This window comes from Erwinia sp. (assembly GCF_031978025.1).
In the GTDB taxonomy this organism is placed as follows: Bacteria; Pseudomonadota; Gammaproteobacteria; order Enterobacterales; family Enterobacteriaceae; genus Erwinia.
In genome coordinates this window covers 1-14,300 of sequence record NZ_DALZCD010000021.1, presented here as the reverse complement: position 1 = coordinate 14,300, position 14,300 = coordinate 1, and the positions used below count along the sequence as shown (strand labels likewise).

Genomic DNA, 14,300 nt, shown 5'->3' with positions numbered 1-14,300 from the left:
CTCCGACCGCTCGGTTCGTAGCCGAGTACTCTATCCAGCTGAGCTACGGATGCATAACAAATTCTGGTATAACGCAGGGGTGCTGACGACTCACCTTGATACAGGCTGCTAAAACCGTATCGGTACTACTTAAACAAAGCGGCGCTTGTTGAGCCACCTTGTAAAATATGGTGCATCCGGGAGGATTATTCGGCTTCCGCCTCACCCTTATGGGCCGTTGCTAAAGCAACGTTATCATCCCTTGTGCTGGCGGCTAATGCTGACTGCTTTGCCAGAACACAATGGTTGCAACACTTCCTTAATATGGTGCATCCGGGAGGATTCGAACCTCCGACCGCTCGGTTCGTAGCCGAGTACTCTATCCAGCTGAGCTACGGATGCAAATGGCGGTGAGGCGGGGATTCGAACCCCGGATGCAGCTTTTGACCGCATACTCCCTTAGCAGGGGAGCGCCTTCAGCCTCTCGGCCACCTCACCATACGCGCTCTTATCGAGCTGTGCTTCTGAACTTGTTTCTGCTCATCGGCACTGCGTGGCGCACATATTACTTTCTGGGCCTTATAAGTCAAACATATTTTTTCACTCTCGCGTCTGATTGCGCATTTCCCAGCCAAAATGGGTATTTGGAAAGCAAAAAGAGTGAATTATCAACAATAATCGGCCCTTTCACGGCAGAGAAACGTGTACAGGCCCGAAAAGAAATAGCGAAAGAAAAACAAAGAAAGGCGGGAAAGAAGGGCAAAACCGGTAGCGCCCCGCCTGGACGGCAAGGCGCTGGATCCGTTAGTAACTCGTTTGCTGAGTTTTTTCGGCCTGAATACGCTGATAAATCTCTTCGCGATGAACCGACACTTCTTTAGGGGCATTCACACCGATGCGAACCTGATTCCCTTTTACTCCCAGCACCGTTACAGTCACCTCATCACCGATCATGAGGGTTTCACCAACTCGACGAGTTAGAATAAGCATTCTTTGCTCCTTGAAAGATTAAAAGAGTCGGGTTAACTGTCGCCCGGCATTATCCATCATATAACGCTAAATATAGACTATGACAAATGCATAACAAGTGCATCATCACCGTAATACATTCTGCTGATACTTAGTTTAGCCGAAATACACACCATCAACCTGACTTTGTGTTTTTTGCGATGACATCGGACAGAAAAACGCCGTGGAGCATGCCCCACCGCGCTTTCCGGGATGCCTTTTTATAGTGTTACAGTTTTGCAGCCACCCAGCTTTCAACACCGGCCAGAGCCCCTGGTAGTGCTCCGGCATCGGTGCCGCCAGCCTGAGCCATATCCGGGCGGCCACCGCCCTTACCGCCAACCTGCAGGGCAAGTTCGCCCACCAGCTCGCCGGCTTTCACGCGATCGGTTACATCTTTAGTGACGCCAGCAATCAGCGAAACCTTCCCTTCCGCAACGGTTGCCAGCACGATAACGGCTGACTTCAGTTGGTTCTTCAGATCGTCCACCATGGTACGCAGCATTTTCGGCTCAACGTTGGACAACTCGCTCACCAGTAGCTTAACGCCTTTGACGTCGATAGCCTGACTGCTGAGAGAAGCGCTTTCCTGCGCGGCCTGCTGGTCTTTCAACTGCTGCAGCTCTTTTTCCAGCGAGCGGACGGTATCCATCAGGCCGCGCACTTTATCATTCAGATTGCTACTGTTGGCTTTCACCAGCTGAGCAATCTCCTGCAGCTGCTCGCTCTGCGAATACATCTGTTTCAGTGCGCTTTCGCCCGTCACCGCTTCAATACGGCGGATGCCTGCCGCAGTACCGGCTTCAGAGGTAATGCGGAACAGGCCGATATCGCCCGTGCGGCTGGCATGCGTACCGCCACAAAGTTCGGTAGAGAAATCGCCCATCGTCAGCACACGGACGCGATCGTCATATTTTTCGCCAAACAGCGCCATCGCGCCCAACGCTTTAGCCTTTTCCAGCTCCATCACATTGGTATCGACCGCCAGGTTACGGCGGATCTGAGCGTTAACGATTTCCTCGACCTGGCGGATTTCGTGCGGCTTCATCGCTTCAGAGTGGGAGAAATCAAAGCGCAGATATTTATCGTTAACCAGCGAGCCTTTTTGTGCCACGTGATGGCCCAGAACCTGACGTAACGCGGCGTGCAGCAGGTGTGTCGCTGAGTGATTCAGTCGAATACGCGCGCGGCGAGCTTCGTCCACGTGCGCAGCCAGACGATCGCCGACCCGCAGCTGCCCGGAAGCCAGCTTGCCGATGTGCCCAATCGCCTGCGCATATTTTTGCGTGTCGGTAACGGTGAACAGCGCATCGTTGTTACGCAGCTCGCCGGTATCGCCTACCTGCCCGCCCGATTCGCCATAGAAAGGCGTCTCATCCAGTACGATAACGCCTTCCTGACCGGCGGCGATTTCACTGGCTGGCTGGCCGTTTACAAAAATGGCCGTGACGGCCGCGCTGAGCTCAAGCTGGTCGTAGCCTTTGAAGGTTGAAGCTTCATCGATATGAATCACGTTGCTGTAGTCCGCACCGAAACCGCTGGCCTCACGCGCACGCTGGCGCTGCTGCTCCATCGCTTTCTCGAAGCCCGCTTCGTCAATCTTCAGGTTACGCTCGCGGCAAACATCCGCCGTTAAGTCTGCCGGGAAACCAAAGGTGTCATACAGGCGGAAAACGGTCTCTCCGTCCAGCGTGTCGCTCTGCAGCTTGCCCAGCTCTTCATCCAGCAGTGCCAGACCGCGTTCCAGCGTTTTCGCAAACTGCTCTTCTTCAGTTTTCAGCACCTGCTCAACCTGAGCCTGCTGCTTCGCCAGCTCTTCACCCGCCGCGCCCATCACGTCAATCAGCGGCGCAACCAGCTTCCAGAAGAAGGCGCCCTGCGCGCCCAGCATGTTGCCGTGACGAATAGCGCGTCGAATAATACGGCGCAGCACATAGCCGCGATTCTCGTTGGACGGGATCACCCCATCGCAAATCAGGAAAGCACAGGAACGAATATGGTCGGCGATCACGCGCAGAGATTTGCTGTTCAAATCGGTAGCGCCGGTGGCTTCAGCAACGGCTTTGATCAGCTTCTGGAACAGATCGATTTCGTAGTTGGAATTAACGTGCTGCAGGACCGCGGAGATACGCTCCAGGCCCATACCGGTATCAACGGAAGGTTTTGGCAGCGGCAGCATCGTACCGTCTGGCTGACGGTTAAACTGCATAAAGACGATGTTCCAAATCTCAATGAAGCGATCGCCGTCCTCTTCCGGGCTCCCCGGCGGGCCACCCCAGATATGATCGCCGTGATCAAAGAAGATTTCGCTGCACGGGCCGCACGGGCCGGTATCGCCCATCTGCCAGAAGTTATCAGAGGCGTAAGCGCCACCTTTATTATCGCCAATGCGGATAATACGTTCGCGCGGCACACCGATTTCGTCTGCCCAGATGTTGAAAGCCTCATCATCGGTTTCATAGACAGTGACCCACAGCTTCTCTTTCGGCAGGTTAAACCACTGTGCGCTGGTCAGTAGCTCCCACGCAAAACCAATGGCTTCGCGCTTGAAGTAGTCGCCGAAGCTGAAATTACCCAACATTTCAAAGAAGGTGTGGTGACGGGCGGTATAGCCCACGTTTTCCAGGTCGTTGTGTTTACCGCCTGCGCGCACGCAGCGCTGCGAGGTGGTCGCGCGCGAGTAGCTGCGTTTGTCCTGGCCCAGGAAAACGTCTTTAAACTGGTTCATCCCGGCATTGGTAAACAGCAACGTCGGGTCATTAGTCGGGACGAGGGAGCTACTGGCTACAACCTGATGTCCCTTGCTATGGAAAAAGTCGAGAAACGCCTGGCGAATCTCCGCAGTGCTCTTGCTCATAATTGTCCTGGAATCACGCTAATGAACGTTTCGTGGGTTTGCCCCTGCCATAAGGCTAAGCAACACACGAACAAAAAGTGGTGAATAAGATAAATTTTCTTCGGTACGAAGTAAAATCCCATTGGCTCTCAATCTTCAAAATTTGAAAAAACGCCGCGGATATCTTCGGAAAAGAAGCCTTTAGTCATTAAATAGCGCTGCACTTTGGCTTTTTCCTTCCATTCAGTCGGTAGCGGCAGACCAAACTTTCGCTCTGCTGAATCGAATGCCATTTGTTGCCAGTCGATATCCGCTGCGGCCAGCGTTTCATCAATCAGCGGCTTTGCCACCCCCTTCTGCCCAAGCTCCATACGTATCCGCTGTGGGCCGTAGCCTTTACGGCTGCGGCTGGCGACAAAGCGCTCTGCAAACCGGGCGTCGTCCAGATAATGGCTTTCATAACACCAGGCAACAACCCGATCGATTTGCTCTGGCGTAACGGTTTCAGGCTGTTGCGCCTGCGTTTTGGCATACATCGCAGCCCGCTCTGCGGAAAGAGCAAGCTTACGACGAAACTCCGCCTCGCTATGATCGCGCATAGCCAGAATGCGCATGGCCCGGTCTAACAGGCGGGTAAACTGGCTTCGTTCGGTGGCTTCAGTCATCTTGCTCCGGTTATGCAAAAGATTAAGTCAGGGTAAGGGTAGCGAGGAACCGCAAAAGAAACAAAGCGCTTTGGCTAATGTAAAGAGAAAGAGATAACGAGAGTGCGAACGAGGAGAACATTTCTCTCTACACCACACGCTGCATCCGGCAACGCATCGGCCATGTGGCCACAGCTACCTGGGTGCCTGCAAAAAAATTCAAAGCCCGTAAGCCTGGAACAAAAGCGTGCGCAAACCTGAAATAAAAAAGGAGCGGCACAAGGCCACTCCTTTTCAACAACTATCCAACTATTTGCCCCTAAGAGCCGCTAATCAGAAGTTTTCGTTTGTTTCGCTGGCTTCGTCGGCGTCATTTTTATCAGCTACGAAGTCTGGCGTGCTGTCCGGATTATTCATCAGCGTAGCGCGCAGCTTGTTCTCGATTTCGGTAGCCACCGCAGGATTCTCTTTCAGGAAGTTACCGGCATTTGCCTTGCCCTGACCGATTTTATCGCCGTTGTAGCTGTACCAGGCGCCCGCTTTTTCAATCAGCTTGTGCTTAACGCCCAGGTCAACCAGCTCGCCGTAAATGTTGATGCCTTCGCCGTACATAATCTGGAATTCCGCCTGCTTGAATGGAGCGGCGATTTTGTTTTTCACGACTTTCACGCGAGTTTCACTACCGACTACTTCGTCACCCTCTTTAATCGCGCCGATACGACGGATATCCAGACGGACAGAGGCGTAAAATTTCAGCGCGTTACCACCGGTGGTGGTTTCCGGGTTACCAAACATGACGCCAATTTTCATACGGATCTGGTTAATAAAGATCAGCAGCGTATTGGAATTTTTCAGGTTACCGGCCAGCTTACGCATCGCCTGGCTCATCATACGAGCCGCCAGGCCCATGTGTGAATCACCGATTTCGCCTTCGATTTCTGCTTTCGGCGTCAGGGCCGCCACGGAGTCGACAATGATGACATCAACCGCGCCGGAGCGTGCCAGCGCATCACAGATTTCCAGCGCCTGCTCACCGGTATCTGGCTGAGAGCAAAGCAGGTTATCAATGTCCACGCCCAGCTTTTTAGCATAGACAGGATCAAGCGCATGCTCGGCATCGATAAAGGCACAGGTTTTACCTTTGCGCTGTGCAGCAGCAATAACCTGCAGCGTCAGCGTAGTTTTACCGGACGATTCCGGCCCGTAGATTTCGACGATACGGCCCATTGGCAGACCGCCCGCGCCCAGCGCGATATCCAGCGAAAGCGAACCGGTAGAGATGGTTTCCACATCCATAGTGCGGTCTTCACCCAGGCGCATGATGGAGCCTTTGCCAAATTGCTTTTCAATCTGGCCTAGCGCTGCTGCCAGTGCTTTTTGCTTGTTTTCGTCAATAGCCATTTCCACTCCTAATCACGCGGGGGTAAAGCACGCTTTTGCGGCTTCGTGTCTCAATCAATATGGGTGTAATTATACTGTATAGTCATACAGTATCAAGCTTAATTTTAAGAAAATGGTCACGTAGCGTCAGCAGCGCATAAGCCGTGGCCTGACGCCGAACGGCCTCTCTGTCGCCTGCGAAAATTTTTCGCTGCGCCAGCGAGTTAGCGCCTTCTGCCGCGAAGCCAAACCAGACTGTACCCACTGGTTTTTCTGCGGTTCCGCCATCCGGACCGGCAATGCCGCTGACGGCAACGGCATACTGCGCCCGAGCCTGTTTACGCGCCCCTTCTGCCATCTCAATCACGACCTGTTCGCTAACCGCGCCGAAGCTTTCCAGCGAGGCGGCCGTTACGCCTACCAGCGTCTGCTTGGCCTCATTGCTGTAGGTGACAAAGCCTCGCTCGAACCATTGGGAGCTTCCGGCAACGTCGGTAATCACTTTTGCTATCCAGCCGCCCGTACAGGATTCAGCAGCCGTAACCGTCGCGTTGAGACGCTGTAAATGCTGGCCAATATCCTGACTCAGCTGGCGCAATTCGCTGTCCGTCATTCTTGTTTCCTGCTCGCTTGTCGTGAGAAAGAAGATTAGCACTTTTTAGCCGCTCGGGAAGGGAGAAAGGCGGAGTATGCGAGCCGCTTTCATAAAATGAATCAGGAAAAGGGTTTCAGAAACAGTCGATTGCCCGGCAGCAGGCCGCCGGGCGATAAAGAGGAAACTATCGTCCCTGACGAGCGTCGCGTACCGCCAGCCCCAGCTGCCAGACGGCCATTGCGTAATGGTTGCTGTGATTATAACGGGTGATCGCGTAGAAATTAGGCAGCCCGTACCAGTATTGATAGTAAGTACCCATATCAAAACGCAACAGGCTAACCTGCTGGTCGTTCTGTAGCGATACCTGAGGAGATAAACCGGCAGCGGTGAGTTGTGCTGCGGTATAGCGGGTTTTAAAGCCGCTTTCCAGCTGCGGAGCCGCGCCGTTAGCCGGCACGGCCACGGTACCGCCTTTTATCCAGCCATGTGCGCTAAAATAGTGGGCCACGCTGCCTATAGCATCTACCGGATCCCAAAGGTTGATATGGCCATCGCCATTAAAATCCACGGCGTATTGCTTAAAGGCAGAAGGCATAAACTGACCATAGCCCATCGCGCCGGCGAAAGAGCCACGCAAATCAAGCGGATCGTCATTTTCTTCTTTGGCCATTAGCAGGAACGTTTCCAGCTCACTGCTGAAATAATCAGCCCGGCGGGGATAGGCAAACGCCAGCGTTGCCAGCGCATCGATAATGCGCGTTTTACCCATAACACGGCCCCAGCGGGTTTCCACGCCGATAATGCCGACAATAATCTCTGGCGGCACGCCATAAACTTCCCAGGCACGATTAAGCGCGTCCTGATACTGATTCCAGAACTGAACGCCATTTTGTACGTTATCCGGCACGATAAATTTTTTGCGATAGCGGATCCAGGCGCCGTTCGGACCGGACGGCGCCTGATAAGAAGGTGCCTGACGGTCCATAAGCCGCAGCACCCAGTCCAGCCGCTTCGCCTGCGCCAGTACGTTATGCAGCTGCTGACGGTTAAAATTGTGTTCGCGCACCATTTTATCGATGAAGGCTTCAGCCGTCGGGCTATTGGCGAAATCGCCGTCCAGCGGCGCGACATTATGCTCGGGATCGAGTAAAAAGCTGTTATTGCCCCGAAAAGGATTGCCGTGAGGTTCAGGCGCAGGGGCTTTACTGCTGCAGGCGGAAAGCAACAGCAAAGCGGGCAAAAATGAGGCCAGGTAACGCATTGAATATCCAGAGTGCAAAGCGGGAAAGTAGCCTTTATGTTAGAACATCGCCAGCGTTCCTGAAAACAGATGTTATGTAAATCCGCTGCTTTTTTCCTTTTTCTTTTCCTGCACGACGCAACAGCGTAAACGGATTATCGCCAACAAAATAAAATGACTTTTTAATTTAATTGAAATTTATTTTTATATGTCAAAAGGCGCGATGAGCAAACAGGCTGCGGTGCCGCTGGCACCCGGATTCGAGGAAGCAGAGACCTTCATTATTATTGCCGGCTGCACGTTGAGGTGACAACAGTCGCCTGCCACGATAAGCATGAAGTTTCCCGCTACCATGCCGTACAGGTGGTAGCAGATGTCGTGCTGGCGTGACTGGATAAAGAGTTTGATGCCGTCATTATTTCTGGCGGACCGGAAGGCACGGTTGATCTGGCAGCTTATGCGCTGGTTACAGCGTTTATCCGTCGCCGTAACGAAGCGGGTAAATGACTTGTCCCAATCTGTTCCGCTGCCGCACGCGTGCCGGGCGGCAATCATATGCTCAGGGGACGCCGCTATACCTGTTCAGGCGATTTGTGTAATGCCGTTACCGACGGTGTTTACAGCAAGCAGGAGGTGGTAGAAGACGGCAATTTGCTGAGTGGAAAAGGACTGGGTAAAAGTTTTGAGTTCGCTTTTCAGCTGGCATGGCGCCTGGCTGGCAATACCGAAACGGCCGATTTCCAGGCTGACCCTCTCTGTTTTGACCACTGGCGTTCTTATCGCGGGATCAATGCCAGCCCGTTTTTTCTGTCGGCGGGCCCCTCACCCGCCGTTCTTTATCGCGTCAGCGACTCGCGACTGATGTCGGCTACCGATTTCGCGCCGGTCAGCGTCATCGCCACGCGCATCTCTTTTTCAATCAGCGAGAGCAGGTTCTCCACGCCAGCTTCCCCCGCTGCAGCCAGCGCATACACAAATGCCCTGCCCAATAGCACGCTGTCTGCGCCCAGCGCCAGCATCCGTACCACGTCCAGCCCGGTTCGAATGCCTGAATCCGCCAGAATTTTAATGTCGCCTTTTACCGCATCGGCAACGGCGGGCAGCGCGCGCGCCGTAGATAGCACGCCGTCGAGCTGACGGCCGCCATGGTTAGACACCACGATACCGTCGGCACCGAAGCTGACGGCATCCTTCGCATCCTGGGGATCAAGGATGCCTTTAATGATCATTGGCCCTTGCCAGAACTCCCGAATCCACTCCAGATCTTTCCAGGAGATTGAAGGGTCGAAGTTGGCGCCCAGCCAGCCGATATAATCTTCCAGCGTGGTTGGATGACCGCGATAAGCCGAGACGTTTCCCAGATCGTGCGGCTTCCCGTTCAGGCCCACATCCCATGCCCACTGCGGATGCAGCATTGCCTGCACCCCACGGCGAAAAGCTGCATTCGGCCCGCTCATGCCCGAATGCGCATCACGGTAGCGCGCGCCGGGCACCGGCATATCTACGGTAAATACCAGTGTTTTCACCCCCGCGGCTTTGGCTCGCTCCAGGGCGTTACGCATAAAGCCCCGGTCTTTCAATACGTAAAGCTGGAACCACATGGGCCGTGAAATCGCAGGAGCCACCTCTTCAATAGGGCAGACGGAAACGGTAGAAAGCGTAAAAGGGATGCCCATTTTAGCCGCCGCGCGCGCCGCCTGAACCTCGCCGCGTCGTGCATACATGCCTGTCAGCCCTACCGGTGCAAGGATCACCGGCATGGCCAGTTGCTCGTCGAACAGCGTGGTTTCCAGGCTCAGCTCGGCCATGTTTTTCAGGATGCGCTGGCGTAGCGCGATATCGGCTAAATCGGCGGTATTACGCCTGAGGGTATGCTCGCTATAAGCGCCGCCATCGATGTAGTGAAACAGAAAAGGCGGCAGCCTGCGCCGTGCCGCTGCCCGGTAATCCGTTGATGCGGAGATGATCATCTGGTTTCCTGCCTTGTTAAAACGCTCGGCTTCTTCGTGAAGCAAAGTAAACGGGCCGCGATGGCGGCCCGGAAGAACAAGCAGTGTAGTCGAGGCGAAAAGCGGATACGCTGACCTACATCTCAACATTCCGGCAACAAATCAGACGATGGCCTTTTTTGCACAAAGTAACTTTCCGTTCGTTAACGACGATTGCGCACCAGCTGATAACGCCGCGTCAGATATTCAACCGGCATACTCCAGATATGCACCAGGCGGCAGAACGGGAACAGCAGAAATAGCGTCATGCCCAGCACCATATGAACCCGATAAATCAGCGCCACGCCTTCCAGATGCTGCGACGCCCCTGCATGAAACGTGACGACTGCCTGCGCCCAACCGACCAGCTTCATCATCTCGCTGCCGTCCATATGCTGCGTTGAGAAAGGAATGGTCAGCAGTCCCAGCGCGGCCTGCGCCACCAGCAGACTCAGGATCAGGATATCGCCGGTGCTGCTGGTAGCCCTGACGCGCGGGTTGAGCAGGCGGCGCTTAAGCAGCAGCGCCCCGCCCGCCAGCGTCAGTGCACCAAAGACGCCCCCGGCTATCATCGCCAGCTTCTGTTTGGCCGCTATCGGCAGGAAAGCCTCGTACATCCAGTGCGGCGTTAGCAGGCCGACAAAATGCCCGAAGAAGATGCCGAGAATGCCAATGTGAAATAAGTTGGAGGCAAGCCGCATGCCTTTTTTATCCAGCATCTGGCTGGAGCCGGCTCACCAGCTGTACTGACCGTAATCGTAGCGTAGCCAGCTGCCAATCAAAAAAATGCTGCCGGCAATATAGGGATAAATATCGAAAAAGAATCTTGAGAGAAAATTCATGATAAACGCCTCGTGGATGTTTTCATGTCCGCCACGTCCAGATACTGTGGCGCGACGGCATCGGCAAAGCGACGCTGGTGCGCGGCCTGCTGAGCAGAAGCGCAGCCCTGTTCGCCAAGGAACCTGATTTGCTCCTCTTCCCACACGGCATCCAGCGCCGCGGGCGTATCGTCGCGAGCTTCCTGTTTGATTGTCGGCGCAAGGTCATCCACCGCCAGCCCGGTGTCGGAAAGCGCCAGCAGCAAAGTGAACAGCTCACTGTAGCGGCTTTGCCGCTGTTGCAACCTGGCAGCCAGCAGCGCCAGAATCGGTGCCACATCGGCCAGGCCCACACGGGCACGTGCAGGGTCAAGGCTGGCCAGATACTCCAGATAGAGCGGCAGAAAATCCGGTAGCTCTTTCGCACTCAGAGCCAGGCCGTCAGCACGATACTGCTCCAGCAGATCCACCATCGCCTGTCCACGATCGCGCGATTCGCCATGAACATGCTCGAACAACAACAGCGAAGTGGCCCGGCCACGATCGAACAGCTCGCAATAGTCTGCCTGCTTGTCCAACAGCTCGCCTGTGCAAAATTCCGTAATAAAATCACCCAACTGCGCTTGCTGAGCAGCATCAAGCTCGCTGCCTGTTTTCAAAGCGGCAATCATTTCGGCCTGATGCGTAAAAAGCGCTTCATCGGGGTAGTCCAGCAGTCGGGCAAGTAGGCGTAGGGTTATCATGGCTGTTCCCCCTGCGTTTTTTTACCGATATCAATCGCATCGATGCGGCGACTGTTAAACAGATTGAAGCGTCCGTCGCTGCCGTGGCAGCCGTCGCCAAAGCTAAAGCCGCAGCCTTTGCTTTCCGGGAAGGCTTCCCGCGCCAGTTCACGATGGCTGGAAGGCACCACAAAGCGATCTTCATAATTGGCGATGGCCAGATAGCGGTACATTTCCTGCGCCTGCGCTTCCGTTAAGCCAACTTGTTCCAACGCCCGCGTATCGACAATGTTTTCTACGGTTTCTGCCCGCTTGTAGTGCCGCATGGCCAACATTCTTTTCAGCGCCAGCAGGACCGGCGCGGTATCGCCAGCCGTCAGCAGGTTCGCCAGGTACTGCACGGGAATGCGCAGGCTCTCTACGTCGGGCAGGATGCCGTTGTGCGGCAAATTGCCCGCATCCGCAGCGCTCTGAACAGGCGACAGCGGCGGCACATACCAGACCATAGGCAGCGTGCGGTATTCAGGGTGCAACGGCAGTGCCAGCTTCCATTCCATCGCCATTTTATAAACTGGCGAGCGCTGTGCCGCATCGATTACGCTTTGCGGGATACCTTCTTTTAACGCCTCGGCAATCACAGCGGGATCGTATGGATCGAGGAAGATCGCTCTCTGGCTCTCATAAAGATCCTGTTCATGCTCGCTTGATGCCGCCTCTTCAATGCGATCCGCGTCGTACAAAAGCACGCCAAGATAGCGGATGCGCCCCACGCAGGTTTCAGAACAAACCGTGGGCTGGCCTGCTTCAATACGTGGATAGCAGAAAATGCATTTTTCCGATTTACCGCTTTTCCAGTTGAAGTAGATTTTTTTGTACGGGCAGCCGGTCAGACACATACGCCAGCCGCGGCACTTGTCCTGATCGATAAGCACGATACCGTCTTCGCCACGCTTATAAATAGCGCCGCTTGGGCAGGTCGCCACGCAAGCCGGGTTCAGGCAGTGTTCACACAGGCGCGGCAGATAGGCCATAAAAGTATGTTCAAACTGGCCGTACATCTCTTTCTGAATGTTATCGAAATTTTTATCCTGCGAACGTTTGGAAAATTCGCCGCCGAGGATTTCTTCCCAGTTCGGGCCGTTTTCGATCTTTTTCATCCGCTGCCCGGTAATCAGCGAGCGTGGTCGCGCTATCGGCTGGTGCTTGCCTGCTGGCGCATTGTGCAAATGCTGATAGTCGTAATCAAACGGCTCATAGTAATCATCCAGCGCGGGTACGTCCGGGTTAGCGAAAATTTTCGACAGCAATCCCACACGGTTACCCATGCGCGGCACCAGCTTGCCGTTGATTTTACGGATCCAACCGCCCTTCCATTTTTCCTGATCTTCCCATGCCTGCGGATAGCCGACGCCGGGCTTGCTTTCGACGTTATTAAACCAGGCGTATTCCATGCCTTCACGGCTGGTCCAGACGTTTTTACAGGTTACAGAACAGGTGTGACAGCCGATGCATTTATCCAGATTCAGCACCATGCCGACCTGCGAGCGAATTTTCATGATTTTATCTCCTTGCCGCCCTGGCAGTCGTCGTTGCCTTCACCGTCTAACCAGTTAACGTGATTCATTTTACGTACCACCACGAACTCATCACGGTTGGAGCCTACGGTGCCGTAATAGTTAAAACCGTATGAAAGCTGCGCATAGCCGCCGATCATATGGGTTGGTTTTGGACAGGTGCGGGTTACGGAGTTATGGATGCCGCCGCGCTGGCCGGTAATTTCCGAACCGGGAATATTTACGATGCGTTCCTGCGCGTGATACATCATGGTCATGCCCGCCGGAACACGCTGGCTGACCACTGCACGCGCGGTCAGTGACCCGTTGGCGTTAAACGCTTCAATCCAGTCGTTATCCGCAATGCCCAGTTCCCGTGCATCCTCTTCGCTCATCCAGACGATCGGCCCGCCACGCGACAGCGTTAGCATCAGCAGGTTGTCGCTGTAGGTGGAATGGATGCCCCATTTCTGGTGCGGCGTCAGGAAGTTCAGCGCCTTTTCCGGATTGCCGTTCGGCTTTTTGTTCAGCAAAGGTTTAGCCGCCCGGGTGTCAATGGGGGGACGATAAACCAGCAGGCTTTCGCCAAACGCACGCATCCACTCATGATCCTGATAAAGCTGCTGGCGTCCGCTGAGGGTGCGCCACGGGATCAGTTCGTGCACGTTGGTGTAACAGGCGTTGTAGGACACATGCTCATCTTCCAACCCTGACCAGGTGGGGCTGGAAATGATTTTGCGCGGCTGCGCCTGGATATCCCGAAAACGAATTTTTTCGTCTTCCTTGTTCAGCGCCAGATGCGTATGGTCGCGTCCGGTGATGTCGCTCAGCGCCTGCCAGGCTTTTACCGCGACCTGACCGTTGGTTTCCGGCGCCAGCGATAAGATAACTTCGGCTGCATCGATGGCGCTGTCGATATTAGGCCGACCGGCGGCAGGTCCCTGCGTTTTGACGTAATTCAGCTCTTTAAGGAAATCGACCTCTTTTTGCGTATTCCAGCTGATGCCTTTACCGCCATTGCCCAACTTATCCAGCAACGGCCCCAGCGAGGTAAAGCGCTCCCAGGTGGCTGGATAGTCGCGCTCCACGGCGAGGATATGCGGCGCAGTCTTGCCGGGACTCAGCTCACACTCGCCTTTTTTCCAGTCTTTAACGTCGAAAGGCTGTGCCAGCTCTGCTGGCGAATCGTGCTGTACCGGCAGCGTGACGATGTCGGTTTCTACGCCGAGATGTCCCGGACAGAGCTCCGAGAAGCGTTTAGCAATGCCTTTATAAATCTCCCAGTCACTTTTCGCCTCCCAGGCCGGATCAACCGCCGCCGAAAGCGGATGAATAAACGGATGCATATCCGAGGTATTCATGTCGTCTTTTTCATACCAGGTGGCGGTAGGCAGCACAATATCGGAGTAGAGGCAGGTGCTCGACAGGCGGAAATCCAGCGTCACCACCAGATCCAGTTTGCCCTCGCCGCCTTTCTCCTGCCATTCCACTTCTTCCGGTTTTACGCCACCCTGCAGGCCTAAATCTTTGCCCT

Annotated in this window: 10 protein-coding genes, 2 tRNA genes and 2 pseudogenes; 1 reads left to right on the top strand and 13 read right to left on the bottom strand. The window is 54.7% G+C overall.

Annotated elements, in window-relative coordinates; genetic code table 11:
• Positions 1-304: 304 nt before the first annotated feature.
• The 8 genes from RTK32_RS03070 to mltB form a co-directional block, all read right to left on the bottom strand.
• A tRNA-Arg gene (locus tag RTK32_RS03070) sits at positions 305-381 on the bottom strand.
• A gap of 3 nt (positions 382-384) precedes the next feature.
• Positions 385-477: transfer RNA gene (locus RTK32_RS03065), tRNA-Ser, on the bottom strand.
• 306 nt (positions 478-783) lie between these two features.
• Complete coding sequence (gene csrA / locus RTK32_RS03060; RefSeq protein ID WP_004155916.1) at positions 784-969, bottom strand: carbon storage regulator CsrA; 186 nt, start codon at positions 967-969, stop codon at positions 784-786.
• A gap of 247 nt (positions 970-1,216) precedes the next feature.
• Positions 1,217-3,844 carry an alanine--tRNA ligase gene (gene alaS, locus RTK32_RS03055; RefSeq protein ID WP_312042047.1) on the bottom strand — a complete coding sequence of 876 codons (2,628 nt, stop codon included), beginning with the start codon at positions 3,842-3,844 and terminating at the stop codon, positions 1,217-1,219.
• Between the two features lie 128 nt (positions 3,845-3,972).
• Complete coding sequence (locus RTK32_RS03050; RefSeq protein ID WP_312042046.1) at positions 3,973-4,488, bottom strand: regulatory protein RecX; 516 nt, start codon at positions 4,486-4,488, stop codon at positions 3,973-3,975.
• A 312-nt stretch (positions 4,489-4,800) separates the two neighbouring features.
• Positions 4,801-5,868: a recombinase RecA gene (gene recA / locus RTK32_RS03045; RefSeq protein ID WP_312042045.1), complete on the bottom strand. Its 1,068-nt coding sequence runs from the start codon at positions 5,866-5,868 to the stop codon at positions 4,801-4,803.
• Positions 5,869-5,950: 82 nt separating this feature from the next.
• Entirely contained in the window at positions 5,951-6,460 is a 510-nt protein-coding gene (gene pncC / locus RTK32_RS03040) for a nicotinamide-nucleotide amidase (RefSeq protein ID WP_312042044.1), read from the bottom strand.
• 166 nt (positions 6,461-6,626) lie between these two features.
• On the bottom strand, positions 6,627-7,703 hold the full coding sequence (mltB, locus tag RTK32_RS03035) for a lytic murein transglycosylase B (protein ID WP_312042043.1): 1,077 nt from the start codon (positions 7,701-7,703) through the stop codon (positions 6,627-6,629).
• Positions 7,704-7,905: 202 nt separating this feature from the next.
• Between mltB and RTK32_RS03030 the strand changes: the two are divergent.
• Positions 7,906-8,456: pseudogene (locus RTK32_RS03030) on the top strand (DJ-1/PfpI family protein); the annotation flags it as partial.
• 62 nt (positions 8,457-8,518) lie between these two features.
• On the opposite strand, the gene lldD reads toward RTK32_RS03030, so the two are convergent.
• From lldD to RTK32_RS03005, 5 genes and pseudogenes are all read right to left on the bottom strand, one after another.
• Positions 8,519-9,652 (bottom strand): FMN-dependent L-lactate dehydrogenase LldD, encoded by a 1,134-nt coding sequence (gene lldD, locus RTK32_RS03025; RefSeq protein WP_312042042.1) that lies wholly within the window; start codon positions 9,650-9,652, stop codon positions 8,519-8,521.
• A 182-nt stretch (positions 9,653-9,834) separates the two neighbouring features.
• A pseudogene (gene narI / locus RTK32_RS03020) lies at positions 9,835-10,512 on the bottom strand (respiratory nitrate reductase subunit gamma).
• Positions 10,509-11,234: a nitrate reductase molybdenum cofactor assembly chaperone gene (gene narJ, locus RTK32_RS03015; RefSeq protein WP_312042041.1), complete on the bottom strand. Its 726-nt coding sequence runs from the start codon at positions 11,232-11,234 to the stop codon at positions 10,509-10,511. The pseudogene narI and the gene narJ overlap by 4 nt, the downstream one beginning before the upstream one ends.
• Positions 11,231-12,769 (bottom strand): nitrate reductase subunit beta, encoded by a 1,539-nt coding sequence (narH, locus tag RTK32_RS03010; protein ID WP_312042040.1) that lies wholly within the window; start codon positions 12,767-12,769, stop codon positions 11,231-11,233. The genes narJ and narH overlap by 4 nt, the downstream gene beginning before the upstream one ends.
• Positions 12,766-14,300: molybdopterin dinucleotide binding domain-containing protein (locus RTK32_RS03005; RefSeq protein WP_312042039.1), on the bottom strand; the 1,535-nt coding region annotated here is incomplete at its 5' end. The genes narH and RTK32_RS03005, both read right to left, overlap by 4 nt.